This is a genomic window from Pseudomonas ekonensis, from assembly GCF_019145435.1.
GTDB lineage: Bacteria > Pseudomonadota > Gammaproteobacteria > Pseudomonadales > Pseudomonadaceae > Aquipseudomonas > Aquipseudomonas ekonensis.
Genome location: NZ_JAHSTS010000001.1, coordinates 622,906 through 647,985, shown reverse-complemented (window position 1 = coordinate 647,985; position 25,080 = coordinate 622,906). Strand labels below are relative to the sequence as shown.

Genomic DNA, 25,080 nt, shown 5'->3' with positions numbered 1-25,080 from the left:
CCTGATGTCTATCGGTCGCTTTTCGCAAAACTTGATAGCGAGTGCCTGCAAGTGTCTTTTCCGGTAGCATTCCCTACAGTTTGACCCGCCTGGAATCCCCTCATGTCCGACCGCCTGACCCTGCTGCGTCCCGACGACTGGCACATCCACCTTCGCGATGGTGCCGTGTTGACCAATACCGTTGCGGATGTCGCGCGCACCTTTGGCCGCGCCATCATCATGCCCAACCTGGTACCTCCGGTGCGCAATGCCGCCGAGGCCGACGGCTACCGTCAGCGGATCCTCGCTGCCCGTCCGGCCGGCAGCCGCTTCGAACCGTTGATGGTGCTGTACCTGACCGACCGCACCCAGCCTGAAGAGATCCGTCAGGCCAAGGCCACCGGCTTCGTGCACGCCGCCAAGCTGTACCCGGCCGGCGCGACCACCAACTCCGACTCCGGGGTCACCAGCATCGACAAGATCTTCCCGGCGCTGGAGGCCATGGCCGAAGTCGGCATGCCGCTGCTGATCCACGGCGAGGTCACCCGTGGCGACGTCGACGTGTTCGACCGCGAAAAGATCTTCATCGACGAGCACATGCGCCGCGTGGTCGAGCGTTTCCCGACCCTCAAGGTCGTGTTCGAGCACATCACCACCGGCGACGCCGTGCAGTTCGTCAACGAGGCCTCGGCCAACGTCGGCGCGACCATCACGGCCCATCACCTGCTCTACAACCGCAACCACATGCTGGTGGGCGGGATCCGGCCGCACTTCTATTGCCTGCCGATCCTCAAGCGCAACACGCACCAGGAAGCCCTGCTGGACGCGGCCACCGGCGGCAGCGCGAAGTTCTTCCTCGGCACCGACTCGGCGCCGCACGCCCAGCACGCCAAGGAAGCCGCCTGCGGCTGCGCCGGCTGCTACACCGCCTACGCCGCCATCGAGCTGTATGCCGAAGCGTTCGAACAGCGCAACGCGCTGGACAAGCTCGAAGCGTTCGCCAGCCTCAACGGCCCGCGCTTCTACGGGTTGCCGGCCAACACCGACCGCATCACCCTGGTCCGCGAAGAATGGACCGCCCCTGCCAGCCTGCCGTTCGGCGAGCTGAACGTCATCCCGCTGCGCGCCGGTGAAAAACTGCGCTGGCGCCTGCTGGAGGAACACGCGTGAGTGAAGACCATTTCGACGATGAACTGGACGGTCAGGGCGGCGGCGCACGCCATCCGATGGCAGCGCGTTTCCGCGGCTACCTGCCGGTCGTCGTCGACGTAGAGACCGGCGGCTTCAACTCGGCCACCGACGCGTTGCTGGAGATCGCCGCGACCACCATCGCCATGGATGAAAAGGGTTTCGTGTACCCGGACCACACCTATTTCTTCCGGGTCGAGCCGTTCGAAGGCGCCAACATCGAACCGGCCGCACTGGAGTTCACCGGGATCAAGCTCGATCACCCGCTGCGCATGGCGGTCAGCGAAGAGACTGCGCTGACCGACATTTTCCGCGGCGTACGCAAGTCGCTGAAAGCCAACGGCTGCAAGCGGGCGATCCTGGTGGGTCACAACAGCAGCTTCGACCTGGGCTTCCTCAACGCGGCGGTTGCGCGCCTGGACATGAAGCGCAATCCGTTCCATCCGTTCTCCAGCTTCGACACCGCGACCCTCGCCGGCCTGGCCTACGGCCAGACCGTTCTGGCCAAGGCCTGCCAGGCGGCCGGCATCGACTTCGACGGCCGTGAAGCGCATTCGGCGCGTTACGACACCGAGAAGACCGCCGAGCTGTTCTGCGGCATCGTCAACCGCTGGAAGCAGATGGGCGGCTGGGAAGACTTCGACGACTGATCGGCGCCTGACAAATCCCGCACACAAAAAAACCGGCCACTGGAGCCGGTTTTTTTGTGCCTCGACGTTGCGCCTTACAGGGCGGCAGCGTTCTCGGTCAGGTAAGCCGCAACGCCTTCCGGCGAAGCGTTCATGCCTTTGTCGCCTTTCTTCCAGTTGGCCGGGCAGACTTCGCCGTGCTCTTCGTGGAACTGCAGCGCGTCGACCAGACGGATCAGCTCTTCCATGTTGCGGCCCAGCGGCAGGTCGTTGACGATCTGCGAGCGGACGACGCCCTTGTCGTCGATCAGGAACGCGCCACGGAAAGCCACGCCGCCTTCGGACTCAACGTCGTAGGCCTTGGCGATTTCGTGCTTCATGTCGGCAGCCATGGTGTATTTCACCTGGCCGATGCCGCCGTTGTTGACCGGGGTGTTGCGCCAGGCGTTGTGGGTGAAGTGCGAGTCGATCGACACGGCGACCACTTCCACGTTGCGCGCCTTGAAGTCGGCCATGCGGTTGTCCAGGGCGATCAGCTCGGACGGGCAGACGAAGGTGAAGTCCAGCGGGTAGAAGAACACCAGGCCGTATTTGCCTTTGATGGCCGAGGACAGGGTGAAGCTGTCGACGATCTCGCCATTGCCGAGTACGGCCGGTACGGTGAAGTCAGGGGCTTGTTTGCCTACGAGTACGCTCATGGATATCTCCTGGTGTATAGACTTGAAGTTCAGGGTCCGGGCCAGCCTGCCACCCTCAGGCGACAGCCCTGTGACACGGATCCTCTTCGCAAGGGGCGACCATCATACACTGCACGTTTGCCCTGTCCTTAAAGGTTTTTCGCGGGCGGGCCCCGGCACGGTGCAGGCAACGGGCCACACATCGCCGTTCGTCAGCCATCCGTCGCCGTGTCAAAAACGCCAGGGAAAGCACTTTGACAATCATTCTCGTTAACATTAAGATCCATCGCAATCGAGTCACCACCAGCGACGGTTATCCCTTATGTATGTTTGCCTCTGCACTGGCGTCACCGACGGACAGATCCGCGAAGCGATCTATGAAGGCTGCTGCAGCTATAAGGAAGTCCGTCAGGCCACCGGCGTGGCCAGCCAATGCGGCAAATGCGCCTGCCTGGCGAAGGAAGTGGTCCGCGAAACCCTGACCAAGCTGCAGACCGCCCAGGCCGCGATCCCTTATCCGGTAGAATTTACCGCCGCATAAACACCCCCCATTCAAAGAACCGGACATATGTCCGGTTTTTTTATGCCCGTAAATCAATCGCTTAGCGTCTAGACGCAGAACACAAACATTCTTATTCCGATTAAATTTCATATATTATTCAATAACTTAGGTTTGACACCCGTAATTGTCGGGATCAAACTCTGCCCTATATACAGCTATTACAGGGCAGGACTCCCATCATGAAAGGCGACGTTACAGTCATCCAGCATCTCAACAAGATCCTTGCCAATGAACTGGTCGCGATCAATCAGTACTTCCTGCATGCGCGCATGTATGAAGATTGGGGCCTGAACAAGCTCGGCAAGCACGAGTACAAAGAATCCATCGACGAGATGAAGCACGCGGACAAGCTGATCAAGCGCATCCTGTTCCTGGAAGGCATTCCGAACGTGCAGGACCTGGGCAAGCTGTTCATCGGCGAGAACACCCCGGAAATGCTGGAATGCGACCTGAAGATCGAGCGCACCGGCCACGCCGACCTGAAAGTGGCGATCGCCCACTGCGAATCCGTCGGCGACTTCGGCAGCCGTGAACTGCTCGAAGACATCCTTGAATCCGAAGAAGAGCACATCGACTGGCTGGAAACCCAGCTCGGCCTGATCGACAAGATCGGCCTGGAGAACTACCTGCAGTCGCAGATGGGCGACGACGAGTAATTGACCGCCCGCTGAACGCGACCCGACAAAAAGCCCCGCCCTCTTTCGAGAGGCGGGGCTTTTCGTTGGCGCCCGGGTTTCGGCCGATGCCGGAACCCGAGGGCAAGGATCAAGCGTCGGTCTTGGCCGCAGCAGCCTTGGCGGACGCGTCCTTGATCAGGGTCTGCAACTCACCGTTGGCGAACATCTCAGCCATGATGTCGCTGCCGCCGACCAGTTCACCGGCGACCCACAGCTGCGGGAACGTCGGCCAGTTGGCGTACTTGGGCAGGTTGGCGCGGATTTCCGGGTTCTGCAGGATGTCGACGTAGGCGAACTTCTCGCCACAGCCCATCACGGCCTGCGCGGCTTTCGCGGAGAAGCCACACTGCGGGGCATTCGGCGAGCCTTTCATGTAAAGCAGAATGGTGTTGTTGGCAATCTGCTCTTTAATCGTTTCGATGATATCCATGGAGCACCTCGGCTGAACTTTCCGACTCATGGGTCGGCACGGTGGCGCATTGTAACGGAATCCCGAGCGCCCTGCTCGGTCTCCCCGCCGACTTGTTCACGCCGCCGCCACCGTCACCGGCACGCCGTTGAGCGCCGCATTGCCCGACAGCTCGTCGAGCTGGCACTCATCGGTCAGATCGTTGGCGCTGGAGCCCGGCTGGCCGCTGGCGATCGCCATCTGCACGCCCGGGCGCGCATGCCCCCAACCGTGCGGCAGGCTGACCACGCCTTTCATCATGTCCAGGCTGCCCAGCACCTCGACCTCGATCTGGCCGACCCGCGAACTCACCCGCACCCGTTGCCCGTCGCTCAAGCCACGCGCGGCGAGATCATCCGGGTGCATCAGCAACTGATGCCGCGGCTTGCCCTTCACCAGCCGATGGAAGTTGTGCATCCAGGAGTTGTTGCTGCGCACATGACGGCGCCCGATCATCAGCAACTCGTCGGGAGCCGGCGCCCGCTGGGCGGCGAACCGGGCAAGGTCAGCGAGGATCGGCGCCGGTGCGGCCTGGATCGTTCCGTCGGCGGTCTTCAGCCGCGCCGCCAGGTTAGGCTGCAACGGCCCCAGGTCGAACCCGTGGGGATGGTCGGCCAGCGTCGCCAGCGACAGCCTCTGCGCCGACGCGTCGCCGTACCGGCCCATGCGCAGGCCCATGTCGATCATCTGCGCCGGCGCCATGGTCGGCTTGAGTTCCTTGCCGGTCTTTTCGGCAAAGGCCTTGGCCAGGCCGACGAAGATCTCCCAGTCGTGCAGCGCGCCTTGCGGCTTGGGCAGGATCGCCCGGTTGAAGCGGGTGACGTTGCGCACCGCGAACAGGTTGAACGTGGTGTCGTAGTGATCGTTCTCCAGCGCCGAGGTCGAAGGCAGGATCAGGTCGGCGTAGCGCGTGGTCTCGTTGATGTACAGGTCGACGCTGACCATGAACTCCAGCCCGTCCAGCGCCTGTTCCAGCTGCCGGCCGTTGGGCGTGGACAGCACCGGGTTGCCGGCCACGGTGATCAGCGCGCGGATCTGGCCTTCGCCTTCGGTGAGCATTTCCTCGGCCAGCGCCGACACCGGCAGCTCGCCGCCGTATTCCGGGCGCCCCGACACGCGGCTTTGCCATTTGTTGAAGTGCCCGCCGGACGTGGACGCCACCAGGTCCACCGCCGGCTCCGTGCACAGGGCGCCGCCGACGCGGTCGAGGTTGCCGGTCACCAGGTTGATCAATTGCACCAGCCAATGGCACACGGTGCCGAACGCCTGGGTCGAAACACCCATGCGGCCGTAGCAGACGGCGCTGGGCGCGGCCGCGAAATCCCGGGCCAACTGGCGGATCTGCTGCGCCGGCACCGCGCACAGCGGGCTCATGGCTTCGGCGCTGAACGGCGCCACCGCCGCACGCACATCATCGAGGCCGCTGACCGGCAAATGACTGTCGCGGGTCAGGCCTTCATCGAACAATGTGTTGAGCAGGCCGAACAGCAGCGCCGCATCGCCGCCGGGCCGCACGAACAGGTGCTGGTCGGCCATGGCCGCCGTCTCGCTGCGCCGGGGATCGACCACCACCACTTTGCCGCCCCGGGCCTGGATCGCCTTCAGGCGCTTCTCCACGTCGGGCACGGTCATGATGCTGCCGTTGGACGCCAGCGGGTTGCCGCCCAGGATCAGCATGAACGCGGTGTGGTCGATGTCCGGGATCGGCAGCAGCAGACCGTGGCCGTACATCAGATGGCTGGACAGGTGATGGGGCAATTGATCGACCGACGTCGCGGAATAGCGGTTGCGGGTCTTCAGCAGGCCGAGGAAGTAGTTGCTGTGGGTCATCAGCCCGTAGTTGTGCACGCTGGGGTTGCCTTGGTATACGGCGACCGCGTTCTGGCCGTGACGCGCCTGGATGGCCGCCAGCCGCTCGGCCACCAGGGCGAACGCCTCGTCCCACTCGATGGGCAGCCACTCGCCGCCGACCCTGCGCATCGGCTGGCGCAGGCGGTCGGGATCGTTCTGGATGTCTTGCAGGGCCACGGCCTTGGGGCAGATGTGGCCGCGGCTGAAGCTGTCCTGGGCATCGCCCTTGATCGAGGTGATCGCGACGGCGCCGTCGGTTTCGGTGGTTTCGATGGTCAAGCCGCAGATGGCTTCGCACAGGTGGCAGGCACGGTGGTGGAGAGTCTTGGTCATGGCCAGTCTCTGTCTTGTTCTGGGCGGACGCTGTCGACCGCGGGAACAAAACTATGGCGCGGGATCCGGGCCGCCGCCAGCGACGTTCGTCCTGTGAATCGCCGGCCATCAGGCGGGCCGATGGCCACGCACGGTCAACTGGACGGCAACTGCGGCGGCGGGGCCTGCAGCTGGATTTCCTGGATGGTTTCGATCTGCTCGTGGGCGACATGCACGCCGGTCAGTTCGCCGATCAGCCGCCAGTGCTCGTCGAGCCCGGTACTGATGGTGGCCATGCGGTCGATCATGTGGCGGCCGGCGGCCTTGATCACTTCGTCGTCGCTGCGCAGCAGTTCGAACGACATCGAGGTGACCGACGCCGTGAGGTGGGTCAGCGAGCGTGCCGTGTGGCCCAGCAGTTCCATTAACAGTTGCTCTTTCGATTCCATGCGGAGGCTTCCTGCGTCGCTCGTGATTTATTTATAACCCAGCACTTTGCTTTAGCAAATGTTTCACCCCGTCCATTCGACCAAACGGATCGGTGACGCACCGGCCGCAAACCGACCAGAGCCGTGCCATCCCCGCCACGCTTGATTGCCAAGCCCGTCGGCGCCAGTGTAAAAAGAGGTCGCTGCCGACCGGAACCGGCCTCGGCGACACGCTCCAGACGGCTTTATTACGCCATCGAACTCCGCGAAACCCTTCGCCTATTGGAAAAACGCGACATTTAGTGTCAATATCGCGCCTTCCCCTATTTCGTCGCCCCCGTGCGGCTTACGCCGCAGGTCTCGCCCGTTGTTAAGAAAAACAAGGCTTTGAGCATCTGCGGTCCGTAGCAAAAAGGTAGTCAATGATGAGCGCAAGGCACTTTCTCTCCCTGATGGATTGCACGCCCGAAGAGCTGGTCAGCGTGATCCGTCGAGGCGTTGAGCTCAAGGACCTGCGTAACCGCGGCGTACTGTTCGAGCCCTTGAAAAACCGCGTACTGGGGATGATCTTCGAGAAGTCCTCGACCCGCACCCGGATCTCCTTCGAGGCCGGCATGATCCAGCTCGGCGGCCAGGCGATCTTCCTGTCGCCGCGCGACACCCAACTGGGCCGCGGCGAGCCCATCAGCGACTGCGCCATCGTCATGTCGAGCATGCTCGATGCCGTGATGATCCGTACCTTTGCCCACAGCACCCTGACCGAATTCGCCGCCAACTCCCGCGTGCCGGTGATCAACGGCCTGTCGGACGACCTGCACCCGTGCCAGTTGCTGGCCGACATGCAGACGTTCCTCGAGCACCGCGGTTCGATCCAGGGCAAGACCGTGGCCTGGATCGGCGACGGCAACAACATGTGCAACAGCTATATAGAAGCGGCGATCCAGTTCGACTTCCAGTTGCGCGTGGCCTGCCCGGAAGGCTACGAACCCAACCCTGAATTCGTCGCCCGCGCCGGCGACCGCGTGACCATCGTCCGCGACCCGCAGGACGCCGTGCGCGGCGCGCACCTGGTGAGCACCGACGTCTGGACTTCCATGGGCCAGGAAGAGGAAACCGCCAAGCGCCTCAAGCTGTTCGCGCCGTTCCAGGTCACCCGCGCCCTGCTGGACCTGGCCGCCGAGGACGTGCTGTTCATGCACTGCCTGCCTGCCCACCGCGGCGAAGAAATCAGCCTCGACCTGCTTGACGACCCGCGCTCCGTGGCGTGGGATCAGGCAGAAAACCGTCTCCACGCACAGAAGGCCCTGCTCGAGTTCCTCGTCGAACCGGCATATCACCACGCATGAGCCATGAATTACTGCTGAACCTGCGCAACCTCGCTTGCGGCTATCAAGACCAACGTGTGGTGCAGAACCTCAACCTGCACCTCAACGCCGGCGACATCGGCTGCCTGCTGGGCTCGTCCGGCTGCGGCAAGACCACCACCCTGCGCGCCATCGCCGGTTTCGAGCCGGTGCACGAAGGGGAAATCCAGCTCGGCGGCGAAACCCTCTCCAGCGCAGGCTTCACCCTCGCGCCGGAGAAGCGCCGGATCGGCATGGTGTTCCAGGACTACGCGCTGTTCCCGCACCTGAGCGTGGCGGACAACATCGCCTTCGGCATCCGCAAGCATCCGCACAAGGAGCGCGTCACCGAAGAGCTGCTGGAACTGGTCAACCTGAAGAACCTGGGCAAGCGTTTTCCCCATGAACTGTCCGGCGGCCAGCAACAGCGCGTCGCCCTCGCCCGGGCGCTGGCGCCGGAGCCGCAATTGCTGCTGCTCGACGAGCCGTTCTCCAACCTCGACGGCGAACTGCGGCGCAAGCTCAGCCGCGAAGTGCGGGACATCCTCAAGGCCCGGGGCACCAGCGCGATTTTGGTGACCCACGATCAGGAAGAGGCCTTCGCGGTCAGCGACCACGTCGGGGTGTTCAAGGAAGGCCGGCTGGAGCAGTGGGACACGCCCTACAACCTGTACCACGAACCGGCGACCCCGTTCGTCGCCAGCTTCATCGGCCAGGGCTACTTCATCCGCGGCCAGCTCAGCAGTCCCGAGTCGGTGCAGACCGAGCTTGGCGAACTGCGCGGCAACCGCGCCTACACCTGGCCGGTCGGCGGCGCGGTGGACGTGCTGCTGCGGCCGGACGACATCGTCCATGCCCCCGACAGCGCGCTCAAGGCGAGGATCGTCGGCAAGACGTTCCTCGGCGCTTCGACCCTGTACCGCCTGCAACTGCCGACCGGCGCGCAACTGGAGTCAATCTTCCCCAGCCATGTGGATCACCAGGTCGGCGCCGACGTGGGCATTCGCGTGGCCGCCGAACACCTGGTGCTGTTCCAGGCCTCGGGCAGCACGGCGGCGCAGATTCCGGCGGTGGAGAACGGCGTGCGGCGGTACAGCACCGCTCACTGAATCAAGCCAATCCCTGTGCCGGCATTGCCGGCCCTGTCGCTGGCAAGTCGAGTCGTCGCACCGCAGCTCCCACAGTGGTTTGGGGTGACGGCCGATCCTGAGTACATCCACGATACCTGTAGGAGCCAGCCTGCTGGCGATGGCGATGGGTCAGTCACCCCCGATGCCGGCACTACCGGCCCCATCGCTTGCAGGCAAGCCCCTACAGGTTTTTGTGGTGTGCAGGGATTCTGCGGGCACCAGCGATCCCTGTGGGAGCGGGCTACTTCAGGGTCAAGGTGCCGCTGGCCACCAGCGTCGCATGCCCGCCGATCTTCACCCGCTCGCCTTCCAGCCGGCAGAACAGTTCCCCGCCACGCGCCGAGCGCTGGCAAGCGGTCAGGCGGGTTTTGCCCAGCCGCTTGGCCCAGTAAGGGATCAGGCTGCAGTGGGTGGAACCGGTGACCGGGTCTTCGTTGATGCCGATGGCCGGGGCAAAGTAACGCGAGACGAAGTCATGCTGGCTGCCCCGCGCGGTGACGATGGCGCCCAGCCACGGCAGTCTGGCCAGGGCGGCCATGTCCGGTTTGCAGTCGAGCACGGCCTGCTCCGACTCCAGCACCACCATCAACTCATTGGAACTGAGGACATCCACCGCCTGGACGTTCAGCGCCCGCTCGATCTCCACGGTGACGCCCCGCTCCACCGCCTCGATGGCCGGGAAGTCCAGCCATAGGGTGTCGCCTTCGCGGCTGACGCTCAACGGCCCGGACTTGCAGGTGAAGTCCAGACGTTCGGCGGTTTCCTTATAGATGTCGAACAGCACATGGGCGCTGGCCAGGGTCGCATGGCCGCACAGCGGCACTTCGGTGGTCGGCGTGAACCAGCGGATGTGCCAGGCCTGCCCTTCGCGCACCAGAAACGCGGTTTCCGCCAGGTTGTGCTCGGCGGCGATCTTCTGCATCAGATCGTCCGCAAGCCAGGCGTCGAGCCGGTAGACCATCGCCGGATTGCCGCTGAACGGCCGATCGCTGAACGCATCGACCTGATGAAACGCTAGCTGCATAACCTTCTCCCTTTGTCTGTCGGCCGAGCATGCCGTGGCGACCGGTTCCGCGCCAGAGACAGAGTCCGCCGATTTCCGTCATACAGTGTCGAGGCGTCTCACGCGCGGCCGATGTCGGCGAACCGGGCCTGGGTGTGTTCGGCCAAAACCGCCGGCGCCAGTTCAACCTCCAGCCCCCGGCGGCCGGCGCTGACATAAATGGTCGCAAAAGGTTGGGCCGAGCTGTCGATGAACGTGCGCAGGCGTTTTTTCTGCCCCAGCGGGCTGATGCCACCGAGCAAGTACCCCGTGGAGCGTTGCGCCGCCGCAGGATCGGCCATTTCGACTTTCTTCACCCCCGCCGCGTGGGCCAGCCCTTTGAGGTCGAGGCTTCCGACGACCGGCACCACCGCCACCAGCAGCTCACCCTTTTCACTGGCCGCCAGCAGCGTCTTGAACACCTGCGCCGGATCCAACCCCAGCTTTTCCGCGGCCTCCAGCCCGTAGGAGGCCGCCTTGGGATCATGTTCGTAACTGTGCACGCGATGTTCGGCACGAACTTTTTTCAACAAGTCCAACGCAGGGGTCATGGCAGCTCCAGGCTCGGCGGTCAGGGAAAAAGCGATGCGCCGGATTCTAGGCCATCGAAGCGCAAAAGGCTCTACCACAAGCCACGATTCCTGTGGCCTGCAGACACGCTTCTCACGCCTGCCGAGAACCGCCCGCCCGATCATTCATGCGACTGATAGTTTATTTGTGACCGGCGGTTCACTTTCGACCTTTGACAGCAGTGTTTCTTGTCTATATTTTTTCGAATCTGAATAATGCAGCAAATATCTTCACCGCAGCACCCAGCAGCAGACCGGGAACAGGATGGGGATCCTGCCCCGGTGAAAATCGCGCCTTGCCCCGTCGGCAACCGCGCCAGACAACAAAAAGAACCGAGGTTTTCAATGACAACTGCGTTACGGCAACCATCACTCTCGGGCCAGTGCCTGGCCGAGTTTCTGGGTACTGCACTCCTGATCTTCTTCGGCACCGGCTGCGTCGCGGCGCTCAAGGTCGCAGGCGCCAGTTTCGGCCTGTGGGAAATCAGCATCATCTGGGGCGTCGGCGTGAGCATGGCGATCTACCTCACCGCCGGGGTGTCCGGCGCGCACCTGAACCCGGCCGTGAGCATCGCGCTGACCCTGTTCGCCGACTTCGACAAGCGCAAGCTGCCGTTCTACATCCTTGCCCAGGTCGCCGGCGCGTTCTGCGGCGCGCTGTTGGTGTACACGCTGTACAGCAACCTGTTCTTCGATTTCGAACAGACCCACCACATGGTGCGCGGCACCCCGGCCAGCCTGGAACTGGCGGGCGTGTTCTCGACCTTCCCGAACCCTGTGCTGTCGACCGCCCAGGCGTTCCTGGTCGAGGTGATCATCACCGCGATCCTGATGGGCGTGATCATGTCCCTGACCGACGACAACAACGGCCTGCCGAAAGGCCCCCTGGCGCCGCTGCTGATCGGCCTGCTGATCGCCGTGATCGGCAGCGCGATGGGCCCGCTGACCGGCTTCGCGATGAACCCGGCCCGCGACTTCGGTCCCAAGCTGATGACTTTCTTTGCCGGCTGGGGTGAAATTTCCTTCACCGGCGGACGTGACATTCCGTATTTCCTGATTCCTGTTTTCGCACCGATCGTCGGTGCCTGCCTCGGCGCCGCCGGGTACCGCGGGCTCATCGCCCGCCACCTGACCGGCGCCACACCTGCTACAAAGGATGCAGAACCGGCCATTGACGGCAAACCAAGAACCTCTTGATCCCGTCGGCGCAGGTTCCTGCCCTTCGCGAACCTGCGCCCCGGCCCACTCTCCCTTTTTATCGTCCAAGGCAATCGACATGACCGACACACAGAACAAGAACTACATCATTGCCCTCGATCAGGGTACGACCAGCTCCCGCGCGATCATCTTCGACCGCGACGCGAACGTGGTCTGCACCGCCCAGCGCGAATTCGCCCAGCATTACCCGCAAGCCGGCTGGGTCGAACACGACCCGATGGAAATCTTCGCCACCCAGAGCGCGGTGATGGTCGAAGCCCTGGCGCAGGCCGGCCTGCACCACGACCAGGTGGCCGCCATCGGCATCACCAACCAGCGCGAGACCACCGTGGTCTGGGACAAGAACACCGGCCGTCCGGTGTACAACGCCATCGTCTGGCAGTGCCGCCGCAGCACCGAGATCTGCCAGCAGCTCAAGCGCGACGGCCACGAGCAATACATCCGCGACACCACGGGCCTGGTCACCGACCCGTACTTCTCCGGCACCAAGCTGAAGTGGATCCTGGACAACGTCGAAGGCAGCCGCGAACGCGCGCGCAACGGCGAACTGCTGTTCGGCACCGTCGACAGCTGGCTGATCTGGAAATTCACCGGCGGCAAGGTTCACGTCACCGACTACACCAACGCCTCGCGCACCATGCTCTTCAACATCCACACCCTGGAGTGGGACTCCAAGATGCTGGAGCTGCTGGACATCCCGCGCGAGATGCTGCCGCCGGTCAAGGCCTCGTCGGAAATCTACGGCCGCACCAAGAGCGGCATCGCCATCGGCGGCATCGCCGGCGACCAGCAGGCCGCCCTGTTCGGCCAGATGTGCGTAGAGCCCGGCCAGGCGAAGAACACCTACGGCACCGGCTGCTTCCTTTTGATGAACACCGGCGACAAAGCGGTGAAATCGCAGCACGGCATGCTCACCACCATCGCCTGCGGCCCCCGCGGCGAAGTGGCCTACGCCCTGGAAGGCGCGGTGTTCAACGGCGGCTCCACCGTGCAGTGGCTGCGCGATGAGCTGAAGATCGTCAACGACGCCCACGACACCGAATACTTCGCCAACAAGGTCAAGGACAGCAACGGCGTGTACCTGGTGCCGGCCTTCACCGGCCTGGGCGCGCCGTACTGGGATCCGTATGCCCGCGGCGCCCTGTTCGGCCTGACCCGCGGCGTGCGCGTGGATCACATCATCCGCGCCGCGCTGGAGTCGATCGCCTACCAGACCCGCGACGTGCTCGACGCCATGCAGCAGGACTCCGGCGAACGCCTCAAGGCCCTGCGCGTGGACGGTGGCGCCGTGGCCAACAACTTCCTGATGCAGTTCCAGGCCGACATCCTCGGCACCCAGGTGGAGCGCCCGAAAATGCGCGAGACCACCGCCCTCGGCGCCGCCTACCTGGCGGGCCTGGCGTGCGGCTTCTGGGGCAGCCTGGACGAGCTGCGCGACAAGGCGGTGATCGAACGCGAGTTCGCGCCGACCCTGGACGAAGCCGCCAAGGAAAAACTCTACAAGGGCTGGAAAAAGGCCGTCAGCCGCACCCGCGACTGGGAGCGCGAAGACGCTGAATAAGCCAAGCTTGAGATCCCGATAGGGTTCTAACTTGGCCGGGAGGTGATTCCTGCGGCATCATGGGCAAATTTTGCACGGCAGCCCAAAGGAAGCCCCATGAATCTGCCTCCCCGTCAGCAGCAAATCCTCGAACTGGTCCGCGAACGCGGCTATGTCAGCATCGAGGAAATGGCCACGCTGTTCGTTGTCACCCCGCAGACCATCCGCCGCGACATCAACCAGCTCGCCGAAGCCAACCTGCTGCGCCGCTACCACGGCGGCGCCGCCTACGATTCCAGCGTCGAAAACACCGCCTATGCGATGCGCGCCGACCAGATGCGCGACGAAAAGCAACGCATCGGCGAAGCCATCGCCGCGCAGATCCCCGATCACGCCTCGCTGTTCATCAACATCGGCACCACCACCGAATCCATCGCCCGCGCCCTGCTCAACCACAGCCACCTGAAGATCATCACCAACAACCTGCACGTCGCCTCGATGCTCAGCGCCAAGGATGACTTCGACGTGCTGCTGACCGGCGGCAACGTGCGCCGCGACGGCGGCGTGGTCGGCCAGGCCAGCGTCGACTTCATCAACCAGTTCAAGGTGGACTTCGCCCTGGTCGGCATCAGCGGGATCGACGAGGACGGCAGCCTGCTCGACTTCGACTACCAGGAAGTGCGGGTGTCCCAGGCGATCATCGCCAATGCCCGGCAGGTGATCCTGGCGGCCGACTCCAGCAAGTTCGGGCGCAACGCCATGATCCGCCTGGGCCCGATCAGCCTGATCGATTGCCTGGTCACCGACCAGCAACCGGTGCCGGCGCTGATGCAACTGCTGAACCAGCACAAGGTTCGCCTGGAAGTCGTCTGACCCCTTCGTTGCTCGGCGTCTTCACTGACGCCATCGCGGGCAAGCCCGCTCCCACAGTGTCTGCCGTGTTCATCAGCTCTGTGAACGACGAAAGCCCTGTGGGAGCGGGCTTGCCCGCGATGGCGATCTCACAGCCCCCCATCCGCGCTCTGACGCGCATTTCATGTTCGAATATTTTCTTTTAGCCGCCCTTCGATGAGTTTTTTCAATCGAAGGCGACTGGCTGTGCGCGTCTTTATGGGCTACCATTTTCGCAAATGAACATTCATGTTCGATTTCCAAACAGAAAACTAAAAGATCCCGAGGCCCGCCGATGCCCACTTCTACCTTGCCTACGCCCCCTCTTTCCGAGGTCTACGACATCGCCGTGATCGGCGGCGGGATCAATGGCGTGGGGATCGCAGCGGATGCCGCGGGTCGCGGCCTCTCGGTGTTCCTTTGCGAAAAGGACGACCTGGCCAGCCACACCTCTTCGGCCAGCAGCAAGCTGATCCACGGCGGCCTGCGCTACCTCGAACATTACGAATTCCGCCTGGTGCGCGAAGCCCTGGCCGAACGCGAAGTGCTGCTGGCCAAGGCGCCGCACATCGTCAAGCCGATGCGTTTCGTGCTGCCGCACCGCCCGCACCTGCGTCCGGCCTGGATGATCCGCGCCGGCCTGTTCCTGTACGACCACCTCGGCAAGCGGGAAAAGCTCGCCGGCTCCAAGAGCCTGAAGTTCGGCGCCGACAGCGCACTGAAAAGCGAAATCAGCAAGGGCTTCGAATACTCCGACTGCTGGGTCGATGACGCCCGCCTCGTTGTGCTCAACGCCATGGCCGCCCGCGAGAAAGGCGCGCACATCCACACCCGGACCCGCTGCGTCAGCGCGCGCCGCACCAAGGGCCTGTGGCACCTGCACCTGGAGCGCGCCGACGGCAGCCTCTTCTCGATCACCGCCAAGGCCCTGGTGAACGCCGCCGGCCCGTGGGTCGCCAAGTTCATCCGCGACGACCTGAAGATGGAATCGCCTTACGGCATCCGTCTGATCCAGGGCAGCCACATCATCGTGCCGAAGCTGTACGAAGGCGATCACGCGCACATCCTGCAGAACGAGGACCAGCGCATCGTCTTCACCATCCCGTACCTCAACGGCCTGACCCTGATCGGCACCACCGACCGCGAATACACCGGCGACCCGGCGCAGGTGGCGATCACTGACGGCGAAACCGATTACCTGCTCAAAGTGGTCAACGCCCACTTCAAGAAGCAGATCGGCCGCGACGACATCCTGCACACCTATTCGGGCGTGCGTCCGCTGTGCAACGACGAGTCCGACAACCCGTCGGCCGTGACCCGCGACTACACCCTGGCGCTGTCCGGCGGCACCGAGGAGGCGCCGCTGCTGTCGGTGTTCGGCGGCAAGCTGACCACCTACCGCAAGCTGGCCGAGTCGGCGATGGCGCAACTGATGCCGTACTTCACCCAGATGCGCCCGAGCTGGACCGCCGGCGCCACCCTCCCGGGCGGCGAAGACATGACCACCCCGCAAGCGCTGTGCGCGCTGATCCGCGACAAGTTCGACTGGGTGCCGACCGAGATCGCCCGACGCTGGGCCACCACCTACGGCAGCCGCACCTGGCGCATGCTCGAAGGCGTGGAAACCCTGGCCGACATGGGCGAGCACCTGGGCGGCGGGCTCTACACCCGCGAAGTCGATTACCTGTGCAGCGAAGAGTGGGCCACCAGCGCCCAGGACATCCTGTGGCGCCGCAGCAAGCTGGGCCTGTTCACCACCGCCGACGAACAACAGAAGCTGGCGGCCTACCTGAACAAGGTCGAGCAGAACCGCAGCAAGACCGAAGCGGCCTGATCCGGGCACCGCACAAACGAAAGCCCCTGAATCGCAGGATTCAGGGGCTTTTTTGTGCCTTGTCAGTCGGCCAGGTGCAGCAGCAGGAAATCGATGAACGCCCGGGACTTGTGCGGCAGGTGCGCGGTGTTGGGGAACACGACGTTGATCGACTGCGACGGCAGCGCATGATCCGGCAGCAGGCGGACCAGGCGACCGCTGGCGATGTCGTCCTCGACCACCCAGCCCGGCAGCACCGACACGCCGAGCGACGACAAGGTCATCGAGCGGATCGCCGTGGAAGAGTTGGATTCGAAATGGCTGGTGCCGTGGATCTCGCTGCCGATGCCCTGGGCGTCGCGCAAAAGCCACTGGGTCGGCGCCTGCAGGTTGCTGTTGGCGATCCACGGCACGCCGTTCAGGTCCTGGGGCTGCGCCACAGGATGACGCTCCAGGAACGCGGGCGTGGCGACCAGCACGATGTCGTAGTCCGCCAGCTTGCGGCTCTTGAACGCCGAGTCGGCCAGGTTGCCGAGGCGTATCACCAGATCAAGTTTCTCGGCCACCAGATCATTCAACGAAGAGTTGAAGTTATAGCTCAGGCGCACTTCCGGATAACGCTCTATAAACAAGGGGATCAACGGCAATATATAGCGCTCGCCATATTCGCTGGTCGAACTGATTCGTAACTTTCCGGACACCCGGTTATTGCCCTTCAATACATTGTCAAAGGCATTATCGATATCCGCGACAATGCCTTTGAACTCTTCATAGAAGTCCTGGCCTATTTCGGTCAGCGATATGCTGCGCGTGTTGCGGATCAGCAGCGTCGCCGAAAGAACTTCTTCCAGCGCCTTGACATGCAGGCTGGCCATGGCTTTGCTGATACTCAGGTAATTCGCGGCCTTGGTGTAGGAGCCGAAATCGACCACCGCGAGAAATGTCTGAACCCGATTAAGATGAGAATGCATGGCGGTAGAGTTCACTGTTCAATCCTTTCAAACATTGTTTTAAGCATAGTCGTATCGACACCCCAAGTCCATCGCCCCTATGCTTTGCGGGAAAGAGGAAACAACATGAACTATCGCTACAAAATCGCGCTGATCTTTCTGATCGGCTTTTTTATTGACTGCATAAACATATTCATGTCGGCCGTGGCATTGCCGAGCATATCGGCAACTTTGCAGGTCAGCAGTTCTTCCGTGGCCTGGGTGGCGAACGCCTACATTCTGGGCCTGACCCTGATCATTCCCGTCAGCACCTGGCTGGCCGGCCGCTTCGGCAGCCGCGAGATCCTCACCCTCTCGATGCTGGTGTTCACCGGTTCCGTGTGGATGTGCGGCCTGGCCGACAGCTTCCATGAACTGGTGATCTGGCGCTTCGTCCAGGGCATCGGCGGCGGCCTGCTGATTCCGGTGGGCCAGGCGCTGACCTTCAACCTGTTCCAGGGCGAGCAGCGGGCCAGGATCTCGACGATGGTGATGGCCGTGGCCCTGATCGCCCCGGCGATTTCGCCCACCGTCGGCGGCATCATCGTCGACACCAGTTCATGGCGCTGGGTGTTCTACAGCAACATCCCGTTCTCGCTGATCGCCGCCGGCCTGTCGTGGTTCTGGATCCGGGAGACCAAACCGACCAGCCTGGCCCGCCCGGACATCGTCGGCCTGCTGCTGGTCAGCGCCGCCCTCGGCAGCCTGCTGATGGGCATGTCGCTGTACGGCGGCGACTACCCGGCCGCCACCGCCGTCGCTTGCCTTGCGGCAGGCCTGATGTTCGTCGCGCTGTACCTGCTGCACTACCGCCGCACCCGCGACGCGATCATCGACCTGAGCCTGCTGCGCAGCAAAAAGCTCAGCACGTCGATCTTCATCTATTACGCGATTCCCGGCGTGTTCACCGGGGTCAACCTGATGAGCATCTTCTTCCTGCAGAACACCCTGCACTTCAGCGCCCGCCTGACCGGGATGTTCATGATCCTCTACGCCGCCGGCGCGTTCATCGCGATGACGGTCTGCGGCCGGGTCTACAACCGGGTCGGCGCCAAGCGCCTGTTCACCCTCGGCATGCTCCTGCACAGCGCCGGCATCGCCACCCTGATGCTGGTGGACGCGCCGACGGACATCTGGGTGATCGTGATCGCCTACTGCCTGATGGGCACAGGCGGCGGCATCGGCGCCAACACCGCGCAGACCACGTCGCTGATGGACTTCAAGGGCGGCGACACGCACAAGGCCAGCGTGATCTGGAACATCAACCGGCAGATGTCCTTCAGCGTCGGCGCGGCCCTGTTCCTGATGATCTACAACCTGCTGCTCAAACAGCTCGACTCCACCCCGGCCTATCACGCGACCTTCGCGATCGCCGCGCTGGCCGGGCTGTTCCCTCTGTTCCACATGAGCCAACTGAACCCTCCAAAGGAATGCCATGAACAACAACCCGGTTGAACAAGCGCGCCACAGCGTCCATCACGTGCATGAGCTGATCCACCGTGTCTTCACCGATGCCGACGGCACCGGCGAAGCCGCCATCGCCCCGCTGATGGATGTCTTCACCGAAGACTTCAGCATGGTCACCACCTCCGCCGCCGTGGTCGGCCGGGCCCAGGTCGAACAGCTGTTCAAGGGCGCGGTCGGCGCCCGTCCGGGCCTTGAGATCGTCATCAGCGACCTGCACACCGTCTGGCGCGAAGGCGCGACCGTGGCCCTGCGCTACAAGGAAACCCATCGCCAGAACCAGCGCGAGACCTCGCGCATTTCCGTGGCGATCCTGCGCGTGCACCACCACAGCACCCAATGGCTGTACCTGCACGAAACGCCTTTGCCCCAGGAAACTCCGGCATGAAGTTCACCGTCACCCACTGCCGGATGCTGTCGGCGTCCATCAAGGAAATCACCGTCAGCGGCCCGGCGGCCCCCGCCGCCTCGGCCCATGCCGGTGCCCATTTCAAATGGCGGATGCCTGAATCCGGCGACTGGCGCCACTACTCGACGGTGGAGCTGAACGAGGCCGCCGAAGGGCGTTTCACCTTTGCCGTCCGCCTTTCGGACGACTCGCCCAGCAGCCGCTACATCCGCTCGCTGAAGGTCGACGACGCCGTCGAGCTCGACGGCCCGTTCAACACCTTCGACTACCCGCTCAGCGTCGAAGCCGGCCGGGACATCGCCATCGCCGGCGGCATCGGCATCACGCCGCTGACCGGCATCCTGCGCCACCTGACGGCGCTCGAACGCCCCGCGCACCTGCATTACTTCGCCCGCAGCGCCGAAGACGCCGCCTACGCCGACGACCTGCGCACGCTGCTGCAGGAGCGGATGAACCTGCACCTGTCCGGCCAGCGCCCGGCGCTCGGTGAGGTGCTCGCCGACCTCACCCCCGAGGACCGCCTGTACGTCTGCGGCCCGGCCGCGATGCTCAGCGAAATCCTGAGCCATGCCCAAAGCGTCGGCCTGCCCCGTGAGCGCATCCACCTGGAAGTGTTCAACGTCGCCAGGGACGACGGTGCGCAAGGCTTCACGGTCGAGGCCGCCGAGTCCGGCGTGAGCCTTGAGGTCGGCCCCGGCCAGACCCTGCTCGAAGCCCTGGAGGCCGCCGGCCTCGACCCGATCTACGACTGCCGCCGGGGCGAGTGCGGCGTCTGTGCGCTGGACGTGCTCGAAGGCGACGTCGATCACCGCGATTTCATCATGAGCGAACAAGAAGCGGCCTGCAGCGCACGGATGTATCCCTGCGTCTCCCGGGCGAAGAGCCCCCGCCTGAAGCTGGCGATCTGAAGAGGACACCCCGTTGGACAACTATTTCAATGGCAGAGAAGTGCACAAGTCTCTGTTCCTTGATCAGCGACTTTTCGAACAGGAACAGCAGCGGGTGTTTGCCGCCAGCTGGTGCTACCTGGGCCACGACAGCCTGATCCCCGAGGCCGGCGACTACTTCACCGCCACCCTCGCCGCCCAGCCGCTGGCCATGGTGCGCCAGAAGAACGGCGACATCGTCGTGCTGCACAACCGCTGCCCGCACAAGGGCGTGAAGGTGCTGGCCGAAACCCGCGGCAACGTCGGCCGCTTCATGCGCTGCCCGTACCACGCCTGGACGTTCAAGACCGACGGCGAGCTGATGAGCATCCCGGTGAAGAAGGAATACGACGACTGCGACCTCGGCAGCTGTTCGGCCGGCAAAGGCATGCGCCAGGTGGCGGCGGTGCGCAACTACCGCGGTTTCGTGTTCGTGCGCCTGAACGAGACCGGCATCGGTTTCGAGGAGTTCTTCGGCGAGTCGCTGTCGACCCTCGACAACATGGTCATGCGCTCGCCCAAGGGCGAACTGCGCGTGGTCGGCCAGCCGCTGCTGCACCGCCACCGCTGCAACTGGAAGATGGTGGTCGACAACCAGACCGACACCTGCCACCCGATGATCGCCCACGAATCCTCGGCCGGCGAAGCCATCCGCCTGTGGAAGGAAACCGGCGACCAGAGCCGTCCGGCGCCGATGGCGGTGGAGCTGTTCTCGCCGTTCATGGGTTCCTACGAATTCTTCGCCGGCATGGGCATCCGCGTCTGGCCCAACGGCCATGGGCACACCGGGGTCAGCAACTCGATCCACAAGGCCTACACCAGCATTCCCGGCTACTGGGACCTGATGGTCGAGAGCTACGGCGAAGCCCAGGCCCAGGCGATCCTCGACGACACCCGGCACAACACCGTCTATTTCCCCAACCTGATGGTCAAGGGCCCGATCCAGACCCTGCGGGTGATCCGCCCGGTCAGCGCGACGGACACCATCGTCGAATCGTGGATCTTCGAACTGCAGGGCGCCCCGGTGCAGTTGCTTGAGCGGACCGTGCAGTACAACAACCTGATCAACTCACCGTGCTCGATGGTCGCCCACGACGACGTGGAGATGTACGAACGCGCCACGGAAGGCCTGCGCAGCGACGCCAACGAGTGGGTCAACGTCGCCCGCCTGTTCGCGCCGGGCGAGACCCACGACCAGACCCGCGTGGTGTCCGGCACCAGCGAACGGGCGATGCGCAATTTCTACGACCACTGGCAAAACCTGATGCGGGACGACCATGCACGAACCAACTGAACGGGCCGTCGAGCGCTTGCTCGAGACCGAAATGCACCTGCTCGACCAACAGGATTTCGACGCCTGGCAGCAGTTGCTGAGCGACGACTACACCTACTGGATCCCCATGACCCGCGAGCAGCAGAGCCCGCTGCACGAGTCCTCGCTGGTGTACGAAGACCGCTTCCTGACCACCCTGCGCATCAACCGCCTGGCCAATGCCCGCAACTTTTCCCAGCAGCCGAAAAGCCGCTGCCTGCATATCGCCCAACGGCCGCGGATCACCGTCCAGGAGCCGTCCTGCAGCGCGACCGCCAGCAGCAACCTGATGTATTGCGAGGCCCGCGGCGAACAGGAATGGCACTACCCCGTCACCGTCGAGCACCGGCTGATCCACCTCGACGGCCAGTGGAAGATCCAGGGCAAGAAAGTCTTGCTGCTCAACCCCGCCCGCGCCCTCGAAAGCCTGCAACTCATCATCTGACCGACCGAGAATTCCCCCTGTGACTCCCATGAACAACGACTCCAGCCAGGGCGCCGCGTGCCTGTCTTTCCCCTACGTCGACCTGCTGTACGACTACGGCCAGTTCCTGCGCAACGCCGACAAGGCCATCGGCCACCTGCCGCCCGAAAGCGCCGACAAGCACATCGGCATCGTCGGCGCCGGCCTGACCGGGCTGGTGGCCGCCTATGAGCTGCTGCGCGCCGGCGCCCGCCGCGTGACCCTGTTCGAAGCCGAACCAAGCCACATCGGCGGCCGCCTGCTGACCCAGTGCTTTGACGAAGAGCAGCCGCAGTTCATCGCCGAGATGGGCGCCATGCGCTTCCCGCCGAGCGAAGTGGGGCTGTTCCATTACCTCAACCGCTTCGGCATCCACACCACCAACACCTTTCCCGACCCGGGCGTGGTCGACACCGAACTGCACTACCGCGGCGAGACCCACCACTGGCCGGCGATGCAGCCGCCGCCGGCGTTGTTCCGCACCGTGCACCAGGGCTGGAGCGCGTTCCTGAGCGAGGGCGCGACCCTGGACGACGGCACCCGCCTGGCCCCGCCCCTGCTGCTGACCGAACTGCTCAAGCAGCACAACTACTGCGAAGTGCAGCCGGAGTGGCAACGCTACCTGGACTGCTTCGGCGACAGCTCGTTCTACTCGGCGATGGTGCGGATCTTCACCGGCAAGAACCCGCCCGGCGGCAAGGCGTGGCGCAAGCCTGAGGACTTCCACCTGTTCGGCTCCCTGGGGATCGGCTCCGGCGGCTTCCAGTCGGTGTACCGCGCCTCGTTCACCGAGATCCTGCGCCTGGTGGTCAACGGGCTGGAGGTCAACCAGCGCCTGGTGCCCAACGGCATCTCGACCCTGGCGGAACTGATCGCCGACACCTCGTTCAACGGCATGCAACTGCGCGACATGATCTGCCGCACCCGCATCGAATCGATCGACAAGGACGCGGACGGCCAGATCCTGCTGGCCGGCAGCAACGGCGAGACCTACGCCTGCGACCGGGTGATCACCACCGCCACGACCCGCGCCCTGCAGGTCAACCTCAAGCTCACCCAGGACCAGACGTTCGTGAACCGCGACGTGGCCCGGGCGATCAACGAAACCCACATGGTCGGCTCCTCGAAACTGTTCATCCTCACCAAGGACAAGTTCTGGCTCAAGCACGGCCTGGCGCACAACATCCAGACCGACACCCTGGTCAAGGGCGTGTACTGCCTGGACTACGCCCCGCAGGACCCGGATTCCTGGGGCGTGGTGCTGATCAGCTACACGTGGGAGGACGACTCGCACAAGATGGTCTCGATGACCGACAAGGTGCAGCGCTGCCTGCGCCTGGTGGACGAACTGGCGATGAGCGCGCCGGAATTCGCCCGCCATCTGGTGCCGCTCAACGGCGACTACGGGCGCTACGTGCTCGAATACGACTGGCTGACCGACAAGCACGCCCTGGGCGCGTTCAAGCTGAACTTCCCCGGCGACGACATCTATTCCGAGCGCCTGTTCTATCAGTTCCGCACCGCCCTCGACGCCGGCCAAGACACCGGCCTGTACCTGGCCGGCTGCGGCGCCTCGTTCACCGGGGGCTGGGCCGAAGGCTCGATCCAGACCGCCTTGAACACCGCCTGCGCGGTGATCAGCAGCCTGGGCGGCGACCTGATCGACGGCAACCCCCTGGACGGCCTAGTGCCGCAGTACCGCTACTGCTGACCGGGCCCCTCTCCCTTTCGCCGAGACTTTCCATGAACAGTCGCTTATCCATTGAACAACTCGTCGCCGGTTTCCGCGCTGGCGATCTCTGCCCCGACGCCTGGCGGCAAGACCTGCGCGAACGGCACCAGGGCGCGCAGCACCTGAACAGTTTCATCTCCTTCGACCCGGCGTCGCCGCAGGCGAACCGCGACGCACCGCTCTACGGGCTGCCGGTGTCCTTCAAGGACAACATCAATGTCCGCGGCCTGCCGACCACCGCCGGCACGCCGGGCCTGGCCGGCTATGTGCCGCAGGCGGACGCGGGCATCGTGGCGGACCTGCGCCGGTTGGGGGCGCAGGTCGTGGGCAAGAACAACATGCACGAACTGTCGTTCGGCGTGACCTCGGCCAACCACGCCCACGGCGCGGTGGCCAACCCGGCCGACGAGCGCCGCAGCGCCGGCGGCAGCAGCGGCGGTTGCGCCGCCGCCGTGGCCGCCGGGCTGGTGCCGTGCGCGGTGGGCACCGACACCGGCGGTTCGGTGCGCATCCCGGCGGCCTTCTGCGGGATCGTCGGCCTGCGGCCCACCACCGGCGCCTACCCGGCGGACGGCATCGTGCCGGTCTCGCAGACCAAGGACACCCCCGGCCTGCTGACCCGCACCGTGGAAGACTGCCAGTTCGTCCACCACCACCTGACCGGCCGCGGCCCCGCCCCTCAGCCGGAAAACCGACCGCTGCGCATCGGCCTGCCGGAACGCTTCTTCTGGTCGGACCTGGACGACAACGTGCGCCGCGACGGCCGGCGCGCGATCAACGCGCTGGCCGACCGGGGCGTGGAGATCGTGCCGGTCAACGACGCGGCCCTCGGCGAGATCAACGAGTGCATCCAGTTTCCGTTGCCGATCTATGAGTTCTTCATCGACTTCCCGCGTTTCCTGATGAAGGAAGGGCGCGGCGGGGATTTTCTCGACATCCTCGCGCAGATCGCCGACCCGGCCATCCGCAGGACCCTCACCGCCCAACTGGAAAGCCCGGCGATCTCCTACACCGACTACGTGCAGGCGCTGATGGGCAAGGTGCGGCTGGAGCAGGAATACCGTGCGCTGTTCGCCGGGCAGCGGCTGGACCTGATCGCCTACCCGACGGTGGCGAGCAGTGCGCCGCTGCTGGGCGACTGCGCGGACGAAGGCCATTTCGAGCGGTTCGTGCGCAACACCGACCCGGCCAGCAACCTGGCGGCGCCGAGCATCAGCGTGCCGGTGGCGGCCGCCGGGGCATTGCCGGTGGGGCTGTCGTTCGATGCGTTGCCGGGGCAAGACGAGCTGCTGCTGGCGCATGTGCGCCGGCTGTCGCCCTGGCTGGGCGTCAGCTGAACCCGGCTCCCCCTGTGGGAGCGGCGCATCTGTCGCCTTGATGTCGAGGCGGACGACCCCTTCGCGGGCCAGTCGCACCGCCGCTCCCACAGGTCTTCGGTGATCCGCGATACCAGCGGGAGCTGCGGTGCGACGACTCGACTTGCCAGCG

General features: G+C 64.3%; 24 protein-coding genes. 17 read left to right on the top strand and 7 right to left on the bottom strand.

The window, feature by feature from the left end; genetic code table 11:
- Positions 1-102: 102 nt before the first annotated feature.
- Positions 103-1,149 carry a dihydroorotase gene (gene pyrC, locus KVG96_RS03025; protein ID WP_085580238.1) on the top strand — a complete coding sequence of 349 codons (1,047 nt, stop codon included), beginning with the start codon at positions 103-105 and terminating at the stop codon, positions 1,147-1,149.
- Complete coding sequence (rnt, locus tag KVG96_RS03020) at positions 1,146-1,817, top strand: ribonuclease T (protein ID WP_217890757.1); 672 nt, start codon at positions 1,146-1,148, stop codon at positions 1,815-1,817. The genes pyrC and rnt overlap by 4 nt, the downstream gene beginning before the upstream one ends.
- A gap of 74 nt (positions 1,818-1,891) precedes the next feature.
- Here rnt and KVG96_RS03015 read toward each other — a convergent pair whose 3' ends face one another.
- Positions 1,892-2,494, bottom strand: coding sequence for a peroxiredoxin (locus KVG96_RS03015; protein WP_085580234.1), 603 nt, complete (start codon positions 2,492-2,494; stop codon positions 1,892-1,894).
- Positions 2,495-2,795: 301 nt separating this feature from the next.
- Between KVG96_RS03015 and KVG96_RS03010 the strand changes: the two genes are divergently transcribed.
- Together KVG96_RS03010 and bfr are read left to right on the top strand one after the other, a co-directional pair.
- On the top strand, positions 2,796-3,014 hold the full coding sequence (locus KVG96_RS03010; RefSeq protein ID WP_003227725.1) for a bacterioferritin-associated ferredoxin: 219 nt from the start codon (positions 2,796-2,798) through the stop codon (positions 3,012-3,014).
- Between the two features lie 200 nt (positions 3,015-3,214).
- A complete protein-coding gene (bfr, locus tag KVG96_RS03005) occupies positions 3,215-3,691 on the top strand; it encodes a bacterioferritin (RefSeq protein WP_217890756.1) in 477 nt (158 codons plus the stop codon).
- A gap of 109 nt (positions 3,692-3,800) precedes the next feature.
- Here the strand turns inward: bfr and grxD are convergent, their stop codons facing one another.
- The 3 genes from grxD to plzR all read right to left on the bottom strand — a co-directional run bounded on the left by grxD (position 3,801) and on the right by plzR (position 6,772).
- Positions 3,801-4,142: a Grx4 family monothiol glutaredoxin gene (gene grxD, locus KVG96_RS03000; protein WP_085580230.1), complete on the bottom strand. Its 342-nt coding sequence runs from the start codon at positions 4,140-4,142 to the stop codon at positions 3,801-3,803.
- Between the two features lie 96 nt (positions 4,143-4,238).
- Positions 4,239-6,344 carry a molybdopterin oxidoreductase family protein gene (locus KVG96_RS02995; protein WP_217890755.1) on the bottom strand — a complete coding sequence of 702 codons (2,106 nt, stop codon included), beginning with the start codon at positions 6,342-6,344 and terminating at the stop codon, positions 4,239-4,241.
- A 134-nt stretch (positions 6,345-6,478) separates the two neighbouring features.
- Positions 6,479-6,772 carry a PlzR type 4 pili assembly inhibitor gene (gene plzR / locus KVG96_RS02990; protein ID WP_217890754.1) on the bottom strand — a complete coding sequence of 98 codons (294 nt, stop codon included), beginning with the start codon at positions 6,770-6,772 and terminating at the stop codon, positions 6,479-6,481.
- A gap of 404 nt (positions 6,773-7,176) precedes the next feature.
- On the opposite strand from plzR, the gene argF reads away from it, so the two are divergent.
- Entirely contained in the window at positions 7,177-8,097 is a 921-nt protein-coding gene (argF, locus tag KVG96_RS02985) for an ornithine carbamoyltransferase (RefSeq protein ID WP_085580224.1), read from the top strand.
- Complete coding sequence (locus tag KVG96_RS02980; RefSeq protein ID WP_217890753.1) at positions 8,094-9,203, top strand: ABC transporter ATP-binding protein; 1,110 nt, start codon at positions 8,094-8,096, stop codon at positions 9,201-9,203. Before argF ends, KVG96_RS02980 begins: the two co-directional genes overlap by 4 nt.
- Before the next feature lie 262 nt (positions 9,204-9,465).
- On the opposite strand, the gene KVG96_RS02975 is transcribed toward KVG96_RS02980, so the two are convergent.
- On the bottom strand, positions 9,466-10,248 hold the full coding sequence (locus KVG96_RS02975; protein WP_217890752.1) for a PhzF family phenazine biosynthesis protein: 783 nt from the start codon (positions 10,246-10,248) through the stop codon (positions 9,466-9,468).
- 98 nt (positions 10,249-10,346) lie between these two features.
- Positions 10,347-10,817 carry a Cys-tRNA(Pro) deacylase gene (ybaK, locus tag KVG96_RS02970; RefSeq protein ID WP_217890751.1) on the bottom strand — a complete coding sequence of 157 codons (471 nt, stop codon included), beginning with the start codon at positions 10,815-10,817 and terminating at the stop codon, positions 10,347-10,349.
- A gap of 363 nt (positions 10,818-11,180) precedes the next feature.
- On the opposite strand from ybaK, the gene KVG96_RS02965 reads away from it, so the two are divergent.
- The 4 genes from KVG96_RS02965 to glpD all read left to right on the top strand — a co-directional run bounded on the left by KVG96_RS02965 (position 11,181) and on the right by glpD (position 16,318).
- Positions 11,181-12,032, top strand: a complete 852-nt coding sequence (locus tag KVG96_RS02965; protein ID WP_085580216.1) for an MIP/aquaporin family protein — start codon at positions 11,181-11,183, stop codon at positions 12,030-12,032.
- 79 nt (positions 12,033-12,111) lie between these two features.
- Complete coding sequence (gene glpK / locus KVG96_RS02960; RefSeq protein WP_085580214.1) at positions 12,112-13,614, top strand: glycerol kinase GlpK; 1,503 nt, start codon at positions 12,112-12,114, stop codon at positions 13,612-13,614.
- A gap of 96 nt (positions 13,615-13,710) precedes the next feature.
- A complete protein-coding gene (locus tag KVG96_RS02955; RefSeq protein ID WP_085580212.1) occupies positions 13,711-14,466 on the top strand; it encodes a DeoR/GlpR family transcriptional regulator in 756 nt (251 codons plus the stop codon).
- Between the two features lie 313 nt (positions 14,467-14,779).
- Entirely contained in the window at positions 14,780-16,318 is a 1,539-nt protein-coding gene (glpD, locus tag KVG96_RS02950) for a glycerol-3-phosphate dehydrogenase (protein ID WP_217890750.1), read from the top strand.
- A gap of 62 nt (positions 16,319-16,380) precedes the next feature.
- On the opposite strand, the gene KVG96_RS02945 is transcribed toward glpD, so the two are convergent.
- Positions 16,381-17,268 (bottom strand): LysR family transcriptional regulator, encoded by an 888-nt coding sequence (locus tag KVG96_RS02945; RefSeq protein WP_085580208.1) that lies wholly within the window; start codon positions 17,266-17,268, stop codon positions 16,381-16,383.
- 105 nt (positions 17,269-17,373) lie between these two features.
- Here KVG96_RS02945 and KVG96_RS02940 point away from each other — a divergent pair, with 105 nt between their 5' ends.
- Genes KVG96_RS02940 through KVG96_RS02910 form a run of 7 tightly spaced genes read left to right on the top strand, consistent with a single transcriptional unit; the run spans position 17,374 to position 24,929 of the window.
- On the top strand, positions 17,374-18,741 hold the full coding sequence (locus KVG96_RS02940; protein ID WP_217890749.1) for an MFS transporter: 1,368 nt from the start codon (positions 17,374-17,376) through the stop codon (positions 18,739-18,741).
- A complete protein-coding gene (locus tag KVG96_RS02935; RefSeq protein WP_217890748.1) occupies positions 18,722-19,138 on the top strand; it encodes a DUF4440 domain-containing protein in 417 nt (138 codons plus the stop codon). Before KVG96_RS02940 ends, KVG96_RS02935 begins: the two co-directional genes overlap by 20 nt.
- Positions 19,135-20,067, top strand: coding sequence for a flavin reductase family protein (locus KVG96_RS02930; protein ID WP_217890747.1), 933 nt, complete (start codon positions 19,135-19,137; stop codon positions 20,065-20,067). The genes KVG96_RS02935 and KVG96_RS02930 overlap by 4 nt, the downstream gene beginning before the upstream one ends.
- Positions 20,068-20,107: 40 nt before the next feature.
- Positions 20,108-21,379 (top strand): Rieske 2Fe-2S domain-containing protein, encoded by a 1,272-nt coding sequence (locus KVG96_RS02925; protein ID WP_367617469.1) that lies wholly within the window; start codon positions 20,108-20,110, stop codon positions 21,377-21,379.
- Positions 21,363-21,842 carry an aromatic-ring-hydroxylating dioxygenase subunit beta gene (locus tag KVG96_RS02920; RefSeq protein WP_217890745.1) on the top strand — a complete coding sequence of 160 codons (480 nt, stop codon included), beginning with the start codon at positions 21,363-21,365 and terminating at the stop codon, positions 21,840-21,842. The genes KVG96_RS02925 and KVG96_RS02920 overlap by 17 nt, the downstream gene beginning before the upstream one ends.
- Positions 21,843-21,870: 28 nt before the next feature.
- Positions 21,871-23,571, top strand: a complete 1,701-nt coding sequence (locus KVG96_RS02915; protein ID WP_217890744.1) for an NAD(P)/FAD-dependent oxidoreductase — start codon at positions 21,871-21,873, stop codon at positions 23,569-23,571.
- 32 nt (positions 23,572-23,603) lie between these two features.
- Positions 23,604-24,929 carry an amidase family protein gene (locus tag KVG96_RS02910; protein ID WP_217890743.1) on the top strand — a complete coding sequence of 442 codons (1,326 nt, stop codon included), beginning with the start codon at positions 23,604-23,606 and terminating at the stop codon, positions 24,927-24,929.
- Positions 24,930-25,080: the final 151 nt, after the last annotated feature.